Raw genomic sequence first — 15573 nt, 5'->3', positions numbered from 1 at the left:
GTCAGGCCTGCCGGGAGGCGCCGAGGTGAGCGCCCAGGCGGTCGAGGCGGGCGATCGACTCCTGCTTGCCGAGGATCTCCATCGACTCGAACAGCGGCGGCGAGACGCGGCGCCCGGAGACCGCGGTGCGCAGCGGCCCGTAGGCGATGCGGGGCTTGAGGCCGAGGCCCTCGATCAGCGCGGAGGCGAGCGCCTCCTGGATCGAGGCCGTCAGCCACTCGGACGCGGGGACGAGCTCGAGAGCGCCGATCGAGGCGGCGAGCACCTCGCCGGCGTTCGCGGGCAGGCCCTTCAGCGCGTCCTCGTCGTACTCGAGCGCGTCGGAGGAGGTGAAGAGGAAACCGAGCATCCCGGGGGCCTCCCCCAGCAGGCCGATCCGCTCCTGCACGAGGGGCGCGGCGGCGTCGAGCACCGCGCGCTGCTCGGCGGTCGGCTCGCCCGCGAGCACTCCGGCCGCCACGAGGTACGGGATCGTCCGCTCGGTGAAGTCGTCGACGGCCAGGAGGCGGATGTGGTCGCCGTTGATCGACTCGGCCTTCTTGAGGTCGAAGCGGGCCGGATTGGGGTTCACGTCGGCGACGTCGAAGGCGGCGACCATCTCGTCGATCGAGAAGACGTCGCGGTCGTGCGTGAGCGACCAGCCGAGCAGGGCGAGGTAGTTGACCAGGCCCTCCGGGATGAAGCCGCGGTCGCGGTGGTGGAAGAGGTTCGAGGACGGATCGCGCTTGGAGAGCTTCTTGCTGCCGTCGCCCATCACGTACGGGAGGTGCCCGAAGCGCGGGACGAAGGTCGTCACTCCGATGTCGATCAGCGCGTGGTACAGCGCGATCTGCCGGGCGGTCGAGGGGAGGATGTCCTCGCCGCGCAGCACGTGGGTGATCTGCATGATCGCGTCGTCGACCGGGTTCACCAGCGTGTAGAGCGGCTGGCCGTTGGGGCGCACCACGACGAAGTCGCTGAAGGAGCCGGCGGGGAACGTGATCGGGCCGCGGACCAGGTCGTCGAAGGACAGGTCGGCGTCCGGCACGCGCAGGCGCAGCGCCGGGGCGCGGCCCTCGGCGCGGAAGGCGGCGCGCTCCTCCTCGGTGAGATCGCGGTCGTGGTTGTCGTACCCGTGCTGCTTCGCGCGGCCGGCCGCCTCGTTGCGCGCGTCGATCTCCTCGGCCGTGGAGTAGCTCTCGTAGAGGTGCCCCGAGGCCGTCAGGCGCGCGATCACGTCGAGGTAGACATCGGTGCGCTCGGACTGCCGGTACGGGCCGTGCGGGCCGCCGACTCCGACGCCCTCGTCCCAGTCGAGCTTCAGCCAGCGCAGCGCGTCGAGGATCTGCTCCACGCTCTCCTCGCTGTCGCGGGCGGCGTCCGTGTCCTCGATGCGGAAGACGAACGTGCCGCCGGTGTGGCGCGCGTACGCCCAGTTGAACAGGGCGGTGCGGATGAGGCCGACGTGCGGGGTCCCGGTCGGCGAGGGGCAGAAGCGGACGCGGACGTCGCTCCCGGTCGCGGTCGTGAACGGGTGCGCGTCCGGCGCGCTTTCCAGGGGCGGGGTGAGCTCAGACATACGAGGCCGATCCTACCGGCGGGAGCCGGTGCGGCGCCCGGGATCGCGGGGGCCGTGGCGCCTCCGCCCCGGGCACGGTGCGCGCCTCGCGGCGACTGCTTCTACCGGACAGCACTGCTCCGAGTCAACGGACTCCCCGAGCGAGCAGGAGCAGTGGTGCGCTGACCCCGGGCCTCTCGTCGAGAGGGCCCGAGCGCCGCACCGCAGGCCGCGCCGGGCCTCCGCGCGAGCGTGCCCGGAAGGAGCACTGATGAGCACGATCGATCTCGACCCCCGCACCGACCGCCCGAGCGCCCTCACCGAGGCGGCACGGGAGGAGAAGGACGCCCGCACGCTCTCGCTCTTCCAGGCCGCGGTGAGCGCGGAGGCCGCCGAGGGCGCGCGCATCCGCGAGCGCATCGTGCTCGACCACCTGGGCCTGGCCGAGGCCATGGCCCGCCGGGTCTCCCGGAGCGGAGGCGACTGGGCGGATCTGCGCCAGGTCGCCTACGTGGGCCTCGTGAAGGCCGCCCGCCGCTTCACTCCCGAGCGCGGCGACAGCTTCGCCGCGTTCGCCGTCCCCACGATCACCGGCGAGCTCAAGCGCCACCTCCGCGACCTCGGCTGGATGATCCGGCCGCCGCGCGGCGTGCAGGAGCTGCACCGCCGCTCCGCCGTCGTCGCCGACGAGCTCGCGCAGGAGCTCGGCCGTCACCCCACCGACCAGGAGATCGCCCGCCGCCTCGGAGTGGACGCGACGGAGGTGGCCGACGCGCGCCTCGCGGGGCATCCGCTCTCCCTCGACGAGACCGTGGGCGAGGGCGGCGTCGGCCTGGGCGACACCCTCGGCGGCGAGGACGACCGGCTGCTCGAGATCGACCGGCGGCACGGGCTCGCCGAGGCCCTCGCCGAGCTCGAGGAGGGCCAGCGCGAGCTCCTGCGGATGCGCTTCGTCGAGGAGCGGACCCAGCAGCAGATCGCCGACGCGCTGGGGACGACGCAGATGCAGGTCTCGCGCCTGCAGCGGCGGATCCTCGCGCAGCTCGCCGACCGGCTCGGCGCCCCCTCGCGCAGCCATCAGCCGCGCGCTCCCCGGGCCCGCGTGGCCACGGTCACTCCGGTCCGACCGGCGACGCGGCTGAAGTCCGCCTGAGGTGGGCCTCGGCACGCGACGGGAGCGACGAGAGGGCGGCGAGGACGTCGTCGACCTGGACCGCGAGCAGCGCCGGGTCCGGCTCGGCGGAGAACACGTCGCCGCGGCGGAGGGAGGCGTCGGTCAGCACGACGTGCGGACCCGAGGCCGGAGGACCCCAGGCCTCGGGAGGTGCCGGACCGAAGATCACGACCGAGGGGACGCCGTACGCGGAGGCGAGGTGCGCGGCCCCGGTGTCGACGGTCACCACGACCTCGGCGGCCGCGACGACCGCGGCGAACCCGCTGAGCGCGAGCTCCCCCGCCAGCACCTCGCCCGTGCCGGCGAGCTCGGCGACGCGGCGGGCGCGGTCGGCCTCGTTCGCGCCCCCGGTGTAGACGACGCGGTGCCCCTCGGCGGTGAGGGAGCGGGCCACCGCGGCGAAGCGCTCCTCCGGCCACTCGCGCGAGCCGTAGAAGGCCCCGATGTGCACGACGGCGGCTCCGGGGGCCGAGGCGGGCTCCTCCGGGACGGCGATCGCGACGTCCTCGGGGTCGGCGTCGAGACCGATCGAGTTCACCAGGCGGGCCCAGCGGGCGCGCTCGAGCTCGCCGTCGATCCAGAGCGGCCGCGGGTCCTCCGGGCCCGCGCCCGGGTCCAGCGCCGGGACGCGGAACTCGAGCGTGCGCTCGGGCGCGATCTCGCGCAGCCGCAGCCGCGACTCCGGGCCGTTGCCGTGGAGGTTCACGCCGAGCTCGACGCGGCCGGCGGCCATCGGCAGCGGGTCGTCGAGTCCGTGGAGGGTGGGCACGAGCGCGTCCAGGCCCTCGACCAGGTCGACGATCGGCTCGAGCCAGGGCGTGGTCGCCATGATCAGCCGGTGGTCCGGGAAGCCTCGGCGCAGGGCCTTGAGCGCCGGGACGGCGACGAGCAGGTCGCCGAGCTTGAGGGCGCGCAGCGCGAGGATCTCCGGAGTCCCGTCCGGGGCGGTGAGAGCGCGCACGGCGCCTCCTTCCTGTCGGAGTCCCCGTACCCCGCTGCGCGCACCTCAGACGCGCCGCCCGCAGATGCGAACGACGCGCCCGGACGGACCGACTTCTCCGGAAGGGGGTTTACATCCCCGGTCGAGGGGTACGAGGAGAAGGTGAACGACTCCTCCTCCCGGAGCGCCGACGAGCGCGCGAGGGCCCCGCGCCTGCGGGGGATCCTCTTCGACCGCGATGCGACGCTCGTGGTCGACGTGCCCTACAACGGCGACCCGGCGCAGGTCTCCCCGATGCCCACCGCCCTCGCCGCGGTCGAGCGGGCGCGCGAGGCGGGGCTGGCCGTGGGCGTGGTCACCAACCAGTCCGGGATCGCCCGCGGGATCATCGACCGCGGCCAGGCCGACGCGGTGAACCGGCGCGTGGACGAGCTCTTCGGCGGCTTCGACGTGTGGATGCTCTGCCCCCACGGCCCGGAGGACGGCTGCTCCTGCCGGAAGCCCCGGCCCGGCATGGTGCTCGGCGCCGCCGAGCAGCTGGGACTGCCGGCCCGATCCCTCGCCGTGATCGGCGACATCGGGGCCGACGTCGGCGCCGCCGCCGCGGCCGGCGCCCGTGGAGTGCTGGTGCCGACTCCGATCACCCGCGCCGAGGAGGTGGACGCCGCTCCGCTGCAGGCGGCGACGCTCCTCGAGGCGGTCGAGCTGCTGCTCGCGATGCAGCCCGACGAGGACGCCGAGTGAGGCGCCGCGTGCTCGTCGCCCGCCTGGACAGCGCGGGAGACGTCCTGCTGTGCGGACCCGCCGTTCGCGCGATCGCGGCCGACGCCGAGGTGCTGCTGCTGAGCGGTCCGCAGGGAGCGCCCGCGGCCGCGCTGCTGCCGGGTCCCTCCTCCGTCCGCACCTGGTGGTGCCCGTGGATCGGCGACGCCTCCCGCCCCGTCGACGCCGAGCTCGTCGACGAGCTGCGCGCGATCGTCGAGGAGTTCGCGCCGGACGAGGCCGTGATCCTCACCTCCTTCCACCAGTCGCCGCTTCCGCTGGCCCTGCTGCTCCGCCTCGCCGGTGTCGCCCGCATCACGGGCGCCTCGGTCGACTTCGCGGGCGCCCTGCTCGATGTGCGCCTCGTCCCGGGCGAGACCCTCGAGGAGGACCGGCCGGAGCCGGAGCGCGCGCTCGCGATCGCGGCGGCGGCCGGCTTCGCGCTGCCCGCCGGCGACGACGGACGGCTCCGCGTGCGCCGCGAGGGCGTGCTGCCCGCCGCTCTCGAGGGGATCGGCCCCTACGCGGTCGTGCACCCCGGGGCAGCCGTCCCCGCCCGCGCCTGGCCCGCGGCGAACGCGGCCCGCGCCGTCGAGCTGCTGGCGGACGCGGGCCTCGCCGTCGTCGTCACCGGCGGCCCGGGCGAGCGCTCCCTCACGGCCGAGGTCGCGGGCTCCCGCGGCATCGACCTCGGCGGGGCGACGGACTTCCCCGGCGCCGCCGAGGTGCTGGCCGGCGCCGAGGTCGTGATCTGCGGCAACACCGGCCCCGCGCACCTCGCCGCCGCGGTCGGCACCCCCGTGGTCAGCCTCTTCGCGCCGGTCGTCCCGGCCGTGCGCTGGGCGCCCTACGGCGTCCCGGTCGCGCTGCTCGGCGACCAGGAGGCGCCCTGCGCCGGCTCGCGCGCCCGCGTGTGCCCCGTCCCCGGCCATCCCTGCCTCGCGGGGGTGAGCGCCGAGGAGGCGGTCGCCGCCGCCCTCCGACTCCGACCCACGACTTCCCCGAGAGAGGCCATCGTATGAGGATCCTGCTCTGGCACGTGCACGGCGGCTGGGCGGACGCCTTCGTCCGCGGCGCCCACACCTACCTGCTCCCCACGACTCCGGCCCGCGACGGCTGGGGCCTGGGCACCGGCGGCCGCGACTGGCCGAGCGCCGTCGAGATCGCGCCCGAGGAGCTGCACGACGCCGACGTCGACGCGGTCCTCCTCCAGAGGCCCGATGAGCTCGCCGAGGCCGAGCGCCTGCTCGGGCGACGCCTCGGCCGCGACGTGCCCGCCGTCTACGTGGAGCACAACACCCCCCGCGGGGACGTGCCGGACAACCGCCACCCGCTCGCCGACCGCGACGACCTGCTGATCGTCCACGTCACCCACTTCAACGCCCTGATGTGGGACACCGGATCGACGCGGACGACGGTGATCGAGCACGGGATCCACGACCCGGGCCCTCTCTACACCGGCGAGCTGCCGCACTTCGGCGTGGTCGTCAACGAGCCCGTCCGCCGGGGCCGGGTCGCGGGGACCGACCTGCTCCCCCGCTTCGGCGCCGTCGCTCCGCTGGACGTCTTCGGGATGAAGACCGACCGGCTCGCCGAGCTGCCGGGCCTGGAGGACGTGACGGTCCTCGGCGACGTCCGCACGCAGGCGATGCACGCGGCCCTGGCCCGCCGCCGGGTCTACCTGCACCCGTTCCGCTGGACCTCCCTCGGCCTCGCGCTGCTGGAGGCGATGCACCTCGGGATGCCCGTCGTCGCGCTCGACGTGACGGAGGCGGGGCGCGCCGTCCCGCCCGAGGCCGGAGCGGTCTCGAACGACCTCGACGCCCTCGTCGCCTCGGCCCGGGCGCTCGTCGAGGACCCGGACCGCGCCGCCCGCGCCGGCGCCGTCGCCCGCGAGGCCGCGCTCGCGCGCTACGGCCTCGCCCGGTTCCACCGCGACTGGGACGAGGTCCTCGCCGACCTCCCCGGACGCCGGTCGCCGGAGCCCGCTCTGGAAGGGAGCACCCGATGAAGCAGCACCTCTCCGCCGCGCCCGCGCTGACGATCGCCATGGTCTCGGAGCACGCGAGCCCGCTGGCGACCCTCGGCGGCGTCGACGCCGGCGGCCAGAACGTCCACGTGGCGGCGCTCGCCGACGCGCTCGCCCGCCGCGGCCACCGCGTCGTCGTCTACACCCGCCGCGACGACCCCTCCCTCCCCCGGCGCGTGCCCTTCACCTCGGGAGTCGAGGTCGTGCACATCGACGCCGGACCGCCGCGCCGGGTGTCCAAGGACGAGCTGCTGCCCTTCATGGGCGACTTCGCCGTCGACCTCGCCGAGGAGTGGCTGCAGGAGCGGCCGGACCTCGTGCACAGCCACTTCTGGATGTCCGGGGTCGCCGCGCTCGACGCCTCCGAGCGGGTGGAGCGAGCCACGGGTCGGCGCGTGCCCGTCCTCCACACCTTCCACGCGCTGGGCGTGGTCAAGCGCCGCCAGCAGGGCGCGCTCGACACCAGCCCCGAGGAGCGCGCCTGGCTCGAGCCCGGAGTGGGCCAGAAGGCCGACGGCGTCGTCGCCACCTGCTCGGACGAGGCCTTCGAGCTCAAGGGGCTCGGCGTGCCGACCTCGCGCATCTCGGTGGTGCCCTGCGGTGTCGACATCGACCGGTTCTCGGTCGAGGGCCCGGTCGCGCCCCGCGGCGAGCGCTCGCGGCTGATGACCATCGGACGCCTGGTGCCGCGCAAGGGCATGGGCATCGCTATAGAGGCGCTCGCGCACCTGGTCGCGGCCGGCCACGACGCGGAGCTCGTCGTCGTCGGGGGCTCCGGCTCCGGCGACGCGCTGACCGCGGACCCCGAGTACCAGCGGCTGCACGGCGTGGCCGAGAGCCTCGGCGTCGCGGACCGCGTCGACTTCGTCGGCCAGCTCTCGCAGACCGAGATGCCCGCGATGCTCCGCTCGGCCGACGTCGTGGTCTGCGCGCCCTGGTACGAGCCGTTCGGCATCACTCCGCTCGAGGCGATGGCCTGCGGCGTGCCGGTCGTCGCCTCCTCCGTGGGCGGCCTGATCGACACCGTGGTCGAGGACGTCACCGGGGTCCACGTGCCTCCGCGCGACCCGGTCGCACTGGCCGCCGCCCTCGGCTCGCTGCTGGAGGACCCCGACCGCGCCGGCGCCTACGGGGCCGCCGGCCGCGAGCGCGTCGAGTCCCGCTACTCCTGGGATCGCGTCGCCGCCGACACCGAGCGCGCCTACGTCACGACCCTCGCCGGCCTCGGCGACGAGTCGCTCCTCACCGGCGCCACGAGCGCACCCTCATCCCCCACCACCCGGAAGGCGGCTCCGCGACGATGACCATCGACACCGCGACCATCGACACCGTTCTGGACACCCCGGCCGACGCCGCCCGGCGCCTCGTCGACGACCACGTGGCGCGCGCGCTCGACGCGGTCGCGCAGCTGGAGCGCCACTCCGACAGGATCGCCGCCTGGGGCGTCGAGCTCGCCGACCGCCTGCACTCCGGCGCGCGCCTGCTCGCCGCGGGCAACGGCGGCTCCGCGGCCGAGGCGCAGCACCTCACCGCCGAGCTCGTCGGCCGCTTCGACGGCGACCGCGTCCCCTTCTCCGCCATCTCGCTGCACGCAGAAACGTCGAGCCTGACCGCGATCGGCAACGACTACGGCTTCGACCACGTGTTCTCGCGCCAGGTCACCGCGCACGCCCGGGCGGGGGACGTCGTGGTGCTGCTCTCCACCAGCGGACGCAGCGCGAACCTCCTCCACGCCGCGGAGGCCGCCCGTGCGGCAGGCGCCCGGTCGTGGGCGCTGACCGGCGAGGGGCCGAACCCGCTCACCGAGCTCTGCGACGAGGCGATCGCCCTCGAGGGCCACGGCTCCAATGTGCAGGAGGCGCAGCTGGTGCTCGTGCACGCGCTATGCCGGGCCTTCGAGCACCGGATCCGCGCGCGGACGGCGGCCGCCTCGTGAGCCGCCTGCGCCTCGTCGTCGTCGGCGACGTGATGCTCGACGTCGACCTCTCCGGACCCGCCGAGCGGCTGAGCCCGGACGCCCCCGTCCCCGTGGTCGACGTGTCGGCCCGCAGCGCCCGCGCCGGCGGTGCCGGGCTCGTCGCCCGGATGCTCGCCCGCGACGGGCACGAGGTGACGCTGGTGACCGCGCTCGCCGAGGACTCGGATCCGGACGTGGCGGAGCTGCGCGCCGAGCTGTCCGGCGTCCGCCTGGTCGCCGGGCCCTCGGGAGCGGCGACGCCGGTGAAGACCCGCGTCGCCGCCTCCGGCCAGGCCGTCGTGCGGATCGACCGCGGCTGCGAGACGCCGCCCGTCCCCGGCGTCACCGACGCGATGCTCGCCGCGCTCGCCGACGCCGACGCCGTGATCGTCGCCGACTACGGCCGCCGCCTGACCGAGGAGCCGTCGCTCCGCACGGCGCTCGACGCGCTCACCGTGCCGCTGGTGTGGGATCCGCACCCGCGCGGCTCGCAGCCGGTCGCCGCCACCTCCCTCGCCACCCCGAACCTGGCCGAGGCCACCGCCTTCTCGGGAGCCGTCGGCCGCGGAGTGACGCGCGCCGAGTCCGCCGCGACCACCCTCCTCGAGCGCTGGGGCTGCGGTGCGGTCACCGTGACGATGGGATCCTCCGGCGCCCTGCTGCGCTCCCGCGGCGCCGGCGTCCCGGTCGTCGCACCGGCCGTCGCCGTGCCGCCCACCGACCCGTGCGGCGCGGGCGACCGGTTCGCCGCCTCCGCCGCCGTCGCCCTCGCCGAGGGTGCGAGCACGTCGGAGGCGGTGCAGGCGGCGGTCGCCGCGGCCGGCGCCTACCTCCTCGCGGGAGGGGTCGCCTCCCTCTCCGCTCCCGCCGACCCCGCACCCCTCCACGGCGGCGGGGTGGACGCCCTGCGCGTCGCCGAGTCCGTCCGCGCGGCAGGAGGAACGGTGGTCGCGACGGGCGGCTGCTTCGACCTGCTCCACGCCGGCCACGCCCGCACCCTCTCCGCGGCACGCGCTCTCGGCGACTGCCTGATCGTCTGCCTCAACTCGGACGACTCCGTCCGGCGCCTCAAGGGCGCGGCGCGGCCGATCATCCCCGAGGACGACCGCGTCGACCTGCTGCTCGCGCTCGAGTGCGTCGACGCCGTGCTGGTCTTCGGCGAGGACACGCCGGACGAGGCGCTGCGCCGCATCCGCCCCGACGTCTGGGTGAAGGGCGGCGACTACTCCGCCGAGTCCCTCCCCGAGACGGCGACGGTGGCGGAGTGGGGCGGCCGGGTCCTGACCGTGCCGTACCACCCCGGCCGCTCGACCACCCATCTCGCCGCCGCGCTCGCGCGCGTCGGCTGACCCGCGGCCCACGAGGCCCGCAGACCACCCCCGGAAGGAAACCATGAGCACCACTCCCACCCCCGTCGGCCGCGTCCTGATCACCGGAGGAGCCTCCGGGCTCGGTGCGGCCGTCGCCGCCGCGGTCACCGCCGCCGGCGGCACCCCGATCGTGCTCGACCGCGACGTCTCGTCGGTGAAGGAGGGCGTCGCCGCCTACCAGGTCGACGTCGCGAAGACCCGCGAGGCCGAGAAGGCGGTCGTCGAGATCGCCCGCGAGCACGGCGGGCTCGACGCCGTCGTGACCGCGGCCGGCATCGACCGCTGCGGCCGCCTCGTCGACGTGGAGCCGGAGGAGTGGGAGCGGGTCATCTCCGTGAACCTCCTCGGCACCGCGGCCGTCGTCCGCGCGGCGCTGCCCTTCCTCACCGAGACCCACGGCCGCGTCGTCACCGTCGCCTCCTCGCTCGCGATCAAGGCCGTCTCGGACGCGACCGCGTACTGCGCCTCGAAGTTCGGCGTGCTCGGCTTCACCCGCGCGCTCGCGGCCGAGACCAAGGGCGAGATCGGCGTGACCACGCTGATCCCGTCGGGCATGAAGACGCGCTTCTTCGACGACCGCGACGAGCAGTACAAGCCGGGTCCGGACGCGCTGCTGAACGACCCGGAGAACGTGGCGAACGCCGTCATGTTCGTCCTCGGCCAGCCGCGCGGCTGCGAGGTCCGCGAGCTCGTCATCACGCACGAGGAGGAGCCGTCCTGGCCGTGATCCGCTGATCCGGGCGCGCCCCGGATCCCCCGCCGCGAGACGCCACCTCGGTCCGCACGCCCCGGCGCGTCGCGTACCGAGGCGGCGTCTCGCGGTTCAGCGGGTGGAGGCGAGCACCCCGCGGACGTCCTCGAGCACCGCCTCGACGCCCACGTCGCCGACGAACGTGACGTCGTGCTCGCAGCGCGGAGCGGTCCAGCCGACCTGCGTGGCGTCGCGCCCGCAGACCGGGCAGTGCGTGGTCCAGCTCAGCTGCACCCGGTGGCGCTGCCGCCCGAGGGCCGCGGCGTTGATCGCGTTGCCCACCCAGAAGATCCCGACCGTCGGAGCGCCGACCGCGGCGGCGAGATGGCGGGGTCCGGAGTCGTTGCCGAGTACGAGGTCGGCGAGCGAGAGCAGCGGAGCGAGGTCCGGGAGGTCCACGACGCCCGCCCAGGAGACCGCTCCCGGCGCCCCGGCGACGATCTCGTCGGCGGCGGGCACGTCCGAGGCGTCGCCCACCACCAGCACGCGCGCGCCGTCCGCCAGCAGCTCCGTCGCCACGGCGGCGAAGGAGGCGGCGGGCCAGCGCCGGCGGGGATCGGTCGCGCCGGGGTGGATCAGCACCAGCGGGCCGCCCGCGGGCAGCGCGGCGGCGAGGCGGTCCCGCCGCTCCGGATCCACGGCGAGCGCCGGCTCGAGGCGGGTCGCGGGCGCTCCGGCCAGCCCGACGATCTCGAGCGCCCGCAGCATCTCGTGCTGGTAGTAGACGTAGGGGATCGTGCGCTCGAGCTCCGCGGCGTCGTCGGTGCGCGACCCGATCGTGTGGCGCGCGCCGAGGCGCTGGAGGAACGGGTTGGAGTAGCGCCCGCCGCCGTGCAGCTGCACGGCCAGGTCGAAGCGGCGCGCGCGCATCCGCTCGGTGAAGTCCTCGACGACCCGGGGGTCCTCCCCCTCTCCGTCGCGGACGCCCTGCGCCACCGGCAGGATCTCGACGTCGGCGATCGGCGACTCGACGCCCGTCAGCAGGACCCGGTGCGCGGGCGTCCCGAGCAGGGTGATCTCGGCTCCCGGGTAGGCGGCCGCGAGGGCGTCGACGGCGGGCAGCGCGAACAGCAGGTCGCCGAGTCCGCCGCCGCGCAGGACGGCGATCCTCTCGACTCCGGCGAAGGGCTCTCGGAGGGGGGCGATGGCGACCACGACGGGTTCCTCTCAGGTGCGGAGGGCGCGCGTGCGCCGCTCCGGGGACGGTGCACTCCTCCACTTCCCCGCCGGGGCCGATCCGAAACCGGATCGGGGGCGAGCCCGTCGCCGATCCGGGGGCGGATTCCGGAGGCGGCGTGTCTAGGCGCGCACCACCCGGGTACCGGACGGATGCGTCCGCCACTCCGCGGGCGCCCCCGACCGAGAGGTGACCGTGACCATCGACATCACGACCCCCGCCACGACCGCCGCCGACGCCGTCCGCCGCGCGCGGACCGCGTTCCCCGCGTGGGCCGCCACCGCGCCCGCCGAGCGCGGCGCCCTGCTCCGTGCCGCCGCCCACCGCGTGGCCGAGCGCGAGCAGGAGCTCGCCGACCTCAACACGCAGGAGACGGGCAAGCCCGCCGGCGACGCCCTGGGCGGCGTCCGCGCCGGTGTCGACACGCTGCTCCAGTACGCCGAGCTCGGCCCGCTGCACCGCGGGAGGAGCCTGCGCGGAGGGGCCCTCAACGTCGATCTCGCCCTGCCGCACCCGCGCGGTGTCGTGCTCGCCCTCACTCCGTGGAACGACCCGGTCGCCGTCGCCGCGGGCCTCCTGGGCGCCGCGATCGTCTCCGGGGACGTCGTCGTGCACAAGCCGAGCGAGCGCAGCCCGGGCACGGGCGCCCTCTTCACGAGCATCCTCGCCGAGACGCTGCCCGAGGGCGTGCTGACCCTGGTCGAGGGCGACGGGGCGGTCGGCGACGAGCTGGCGCGCACCGAGGGCGTCGACGTCCTCGCCCACGTCGGCTCGACCGCCACCGGCCGCGCGGTCGCCCGGGTCGCCGCCGTCACCGGCGCGCACGTGATCCTCGAGAACGGAGGCAACGACGCGCTCGTCGTCGACCGCGACGTCGACCCGGTCTGGGCCGCCGAGCAGGCCGCGCTGGGCGCCTTCGCCAACGCCGGCCAGATCTGCACCTCCGTCGAGCGGATCTACGTGCACCGCGACATCGCCGAGGCGTTCACGGCGGCGCTCGTCGCCGAGGCCGATCGCTGGAGCGCAGGCCCGCTCCCCCGCCTCGTCGACGCCCGCATGCGCGACGCCGTCCACGAGCACGTCACGGAGGCGCTCGACAGCGGCGCGCGCGCCCTCACCGGCGGCACCCCCGGGGACGGCACCTTCTACCCCGCGACCGTCCTGGCCGACTGCACCGAGTCGATGCTGGTGATGACGGAGGAGACCTTCGGGCCCGTCGCGCCGATCCGCGTCGTCGACTCCTTCGACGAGGGCCTGGACCTGGCCGCCGCGAGCCCCTACGGCCTGGCCGCCTCGATCCTCACCGCCGACATGGAGCACGCCCATCGGGCCGCGGCGACGCTGCCGGTCGGCACCGTCAAGGTCAACGGCGTCTTCGGAGGAGCGCCGGGCGGCAGCGCCCAGCCCCGCGGAGCATCCGGCTCCGGCTTCGGCTACGGCCCGGAGCTGCTCGACGAGATGACCACCACCACGGTCGTGCACTTCGGCCTGCCCGTTCTGCCGGGAGGCGCGCGATGAGCCTCGAGGGCTCGGCGCTCCAGCGGGCGAGCGCCCTCCTGGCGCACGTCCACGAGCGCCCGCCCGTCGTCGCCGTGATCGGGGACCTCATCCTCGACTCCTGGTGGCTCGGCGAGGCGGAGCGCGTCACGCGGGAGGCGCCCGCGCCGGTCCTGCGGCTCGAGGACGTCGTCGACGTCGCGGGCGGGGCCGCCAACACCGCCGCCAACCTGCGCGCGCTGGGCGCCGTCGTCCGCACGGTCGGCGTGGCCGGTCGCGACTCCGAGGGCGACCGGCTCGTGCGCGCGCTCGAGCGGGCCGGCCTGGACACCTCCCGGGTCGTCCGCACCGGCGCCGCGACGACGATCAAGACCCGCGTGGTCGGCGGCGACAGCGTGATGCTGCGCGTCGACTCCGGCCCGCACCGCCCGGCCGAAGACGAGCTGGCCCTGCTCGCCGGTGCCGCCGCCGAGGCCACCGCGGGCGCCGACGCCGTCCTGGTCTGCGACTACGGCTCGGGGATCCTCCGCGAGGCCGTCGAGCGCCTGCTCGCCGTCGGGCGCCCCGGCCTCCTCGTGATCGACGCGCACGAGCTCGCCGACTGGGCCTTCGCCCGGCCGGACCTCGTCACCCCGAACGCCAAGGAGGCGGAGCGGCTGCTCGGCGGCTCCCTCGGCCGCGGGACGGAGCGGGCCGCCGCCGTGCGCGACGCGGCGGACGACCTGCGCGCCCGCTCGGGCGCCCGGCACGTCGTGGTCACCCTCGACCGGGACGGCTCCACCGCCCTCGACGCCGACGGCACGGTCAGCCGCACCTTCGCTCAGCCCGCGGAGGAGAAGCAGGCGTCCGGCGCCGGCGACACCTTCGCCGCGACCGCCACCCTCGCCCTCGCCGCCGGCCGCTCCCTGGCCACCGCCGTCGACCTGGCGCAGGCCGCCGCCGACGTGGTCGTGCAGCGCCCCGGTACCTCCGTCTGCTCGGGCGACGACCTGCTCGCCTCCCTCGCCGCTCCCGGCGCCGTCGTGCTCGGCGAGGACGCCCTCGTCGAGGTCCTCGCGGAGCAGTCGCGCCGCGGTCGCCGCGTGGTGTTCACCAACGGCTGCTTCGACGTCCTGCACCGCGGCCACACCGCCTACCTCCGCCAGGCCCGCGAGCTCGGCGACGTGCTCGTGGTCGCGGTGAACGACGACGACTCCGTCCGGCGGCTGAAGGGCGAGGGACGGCCGATCAACCCGGAGGGCGACCGCGCGGGCGTGATCGCCGAGCTGGGCTGCGTCGACTACGTGACGCTCTTCGGCGGAGACACCCCCATCCCGCTGCTCGAGCGCGTGCAGCCCGACGTCTACGTGAAGGGCGGGGACTACAACCCCGACATGCTCGCGGAGGCGGCCGTCGTCCGCTCCTACGGGGGCGTCGTCACCACGGTCGGCTACGTCTCGGAGCACTCCACGACCGAGATGGTCCAGCGCATCCGATCGGCCGCGCCGTGACCAGCCGCCGGTGGTCCGGGCGCTGGGGGGTCCCCGAGGCTCCCCGGCAGCCGCTGATCGACGTGCTGGTGCCGACGGTCGGCCGCCGTGCCGAGCTCGCCGCCACGCTCGCCGGACTCGCCGCCCAGGACGACCCGCCCTTCCGCGTGATCGTCAGCGACCAGTCCGACGACGCGGTCGCCGAGAGCGACCCGACGATCCTCGCGATGCTGCGCGTGCTGGAGGCGCAGGGCCGGGCTCCGGTGGTGCGTCGGCACCTGCCCCGGCGCGGGCTCGCGGAGCAGAGGCACTACCTCCTCTCCCTCGCCACCGCCCCGGCCGTCCTCTTCCTCGACGACGACGTGTGGCTCGAGCCGGGCACGCTCTCGCGGCTGCACGAGGCCCTCGAGCGCCTCGACTGCGGCTTCGTCGGCTCCGCGGTGCAGGGCCTGTCCTACCTCGAGGACGTGCGCCCGCACGAGACCGAGTCGTTCGAGACCTGGGAGGAGCGCGTGGAGCCCGAGCGGGTGCGGCGCGGAACCCCGGAGTTCGAGCGCTGGCCGCTGCACAACGCGGCCAATCTCACGCACGTCGCCGCCCGCCTCGACGTCCCGGAGGGCGCCTGGCGCGCGTACCGGGTCGCCTGGCTGGGCGCGTGCGTCCTCTACCGCCGCGACGCCCTCCTGGCCGTCGGCGGCTTCGACTTCTGGGAGCAGCTGCCCCCGGAGCACAGCGGTGAGGACGTCGCCGCGCAGTGGCGCGTCATGGAGCGCTTCGGCGGCGCGGGCCTGGTGCCCAGCGGCGCCGTGCACCTCGAGACGCCCACGACGGTCACCGACCGGCGCGTCGACGCCTTCGACCGGCTCTTCGCCGAAGAGCACTCGTAACACTCAGCAAGGCGACGAAAGGA

General features: G+C 75.7%; 14 protein-coding genes. 11 read left to right on the top strand and 3 right to left on the bottom strand.

The genetic code is table 11. The annotated features are described in order from the left end of the window. Window position 1 precedes the first annotated feature (1 nt). Complete coding sequence (gltX, locus tag C5C53_RS05985; RefSeq protein ID WP_104223519.1) at window positions 2–1558, bottom strand: glutamate--tRNA ligase; 1557 nt, start codon at window positions 1556–1558, stop codon at window positions 2–4. A gap of 250 nt (window positions 1559–1808) precedes the next feature. On the opposite strand from gltX, the gene C5C53_RS05980 reads away from it, so the two are divergent. Beyond that, window positions 1809–2690 carry a sigma-70 family RNA polymerase sigma factor gene (locus C5C53_RS05980; RefSeq protein ID WP_104223520.1) on the top strand — a complete coding sequence of 294 codons (882 nt, stop codon included), beginning with the start codon at window positions 1809–1811 and terminating at the stop codon, window positions 2688–2690. Here C5C53_RS05980 and C5C53_RS05975 read toward each other — a convergent pair. Continuing rightward, window positions 2650–3672, bottom strand: coding sequence for a glycosyltransferase family 9 protein (locus C5C53_RS05975; protein ID WP_104223521.1), 1023 nt, complete (start codon window positions 3670–3672; stop codon window positions 2650–2652). The two genes, C5C53_RS05980 and C5C53_RS05975, sit on opposite strands and share 41 nt — an antisense overlap. A gap of 141 nt (window positions 3673–3813) precedes the next feature. Here C5C53_RS05975 and C5C53_RS17055 point away from each other — a divergent pair, with 141 nt between their 5' ends. Genes C5C53_RS17055 through C5C53_RS05945 form a run of 7 tightly spaced genes read left to right on the top strand, consistent with a single transcriptional unit; the run spans window position 3814 to window position 10496 of the window. Beyond that, a complete protein-coding gene (locus tag C5C53_RS17055) occupies window positions 3814–4395 on the top strand; it encodes an HAD-IIIA family hydrolase (RefSeq protein WP_104226264.1) in 582 nt (193 codons plus the stop codon). Then, on the top strand, window positions 4392–5435 hold the full coding sequence (locus tag C5C53_RS05970; protein ID WP_219813960.1) for a glycosyltransferase family 9 protein: 1044 nt from the start codon (window positions 4392–4394) through the stop codon (window positions 5433–5435). Before C5C53_RS17055 ends, C5C53_RS05970 begins: the two co-directional genes overlap by 4 nt. Next, a complete protein-coding gene (locus C5C53_RS05965; protein ID WP_104223522.1) occupies window positions 5432–6424 on the top strand; it encodes a glycosyltransferase in 993 nt (330 codons plus the stop codon). The genes C5C53_RS05970 and C5C53_RS05965 overlap by 4 nt, the downstream gene beginning before the upstream one ends. Window positions 6425–6450: 26 nt before the next feature. Further along, on the top strand, window positions 6451–7746 hold the full coding sequence (locus C5C53_RS05960; protein WP_104223582.1) for a glycosyltransferase: 1296 nt from the start codon (window positions 6451–6453) through the stop codon (window positions 7744–7746). Further along, on the top strand, window positions 7743–8378 hold the full coding sequence (locus C5C53_RS05955) for an SIS domain-containing protein (protein ID WP_104223523.1): 636 nt from the start codon (window positions 7743–7745) through the stop codon (window positions 8376–8378). Before C5C53_RS05960 ends, C5C53_RS05955 begins: the two co-directional genes overlap by 4 nt. 5 nt (window positions 8379–8383) lie before the next feature. Beyond that, window positions 8384–9748 carry a PfkB family carbohydrate kinase gene (locus tag C5C53_RS05950; protein WP_104223583.1) on the top strand — a complete coding sequence of 455 codons (1365 nt, stop codon included), beginning with the start codon at window positions 8384–8386 and terminating at the stop codon, window positions 9746–9748. Window positions 9749–9791: 43 nt separating this feature from the next. Continuing rightward, window positions 9792–10496, top strand: coding sequence for an SDR family oxidoreductase (locus tag C5C53_RS05945; protein ID WP_104223524.1), 705 nt, complete (start codon window positions 9792–9794; stop codon window positions 10494–10496). 96 nt (window positions 10497–10592) lie between these two features. Here the strand turns inward: C5C53_RS05945 and C5C53_RS05940 are convergent, their stop codons facing one another. Continuing rightward, the gene (locus tag C5C53_RS05940) at window positions 10593–11675 is read right to left on the bottom strand and encodes a glycosyltransferase family 9 protein (protein ID WP_104267062.1); all 1083 of its coding nucleotides are present in this window, start codon (window positions 11673–11675) and stop codon (window positions 10593–10595) included. A gap of 217 nt (window positions 11676–11892) precedes the next feature. Between C5C53_RS05940 and C5C53_RS05935 the strand changes: the two genes are divergently transcribed. From C5C53_RS05935 to C5C53_RS05925, 3 genes are read left to right on the top strand one after another with little or no spacing between them, the layout of a single operon-like run. After that, window positions 11893–13215 (top strand): aldehyde dehydrogenase, encoded by a 1323-nt coding sequence (locus C5C53_RS05935; protein WP_258062257.1) that lies wholly within the window; start codon window positions 11893–11895, stop codon window positions 13213–13215. Then, window positions 13212–14684, top strand: coding sequence for a D-glycero-beta-D-manno-heptose 1-phosphate adenylyltransferase (rfaE2, locus tag C5C53_RS05930; RefSeq protein ID WP_104267061.1), 1473 nt, complete (start codon window positions 13212–13214; stop codon window positions 14682–14684). Before C5C53_RS05935 ends, rfaE2 begins: the two co-directional genes overlap by 4 nt. Continuing rightward, window positions 14681–15550: a glycosyltransferase family A protein gene (locus C5C53_RS05925; RefSeq protein WP_219812158.1), complete on the top strand. Its 870-nt coding sequence runs from the start codon at window positions 14681–14683 to the stop codon at window positions 15548–15550. The genes rfaE2 and C5C53_RS05925 overlap by 4 nt, the downstream gene beginning before the upstream one ends. Window positions 15551–15573 lie beyond the last annotated feature (23 nt).

The organism is Rathayibacter sp. AY1E3, from assembly GCF_002932235.1.
GTDB lineage: Bacteria > Actinomycetota > Actinomycetes > Actinomycetales > Microbacteriaceae > Rathayibacter.
This window is presented reverse-complemented; position numbering and strand designations above follow the sequence as displayed.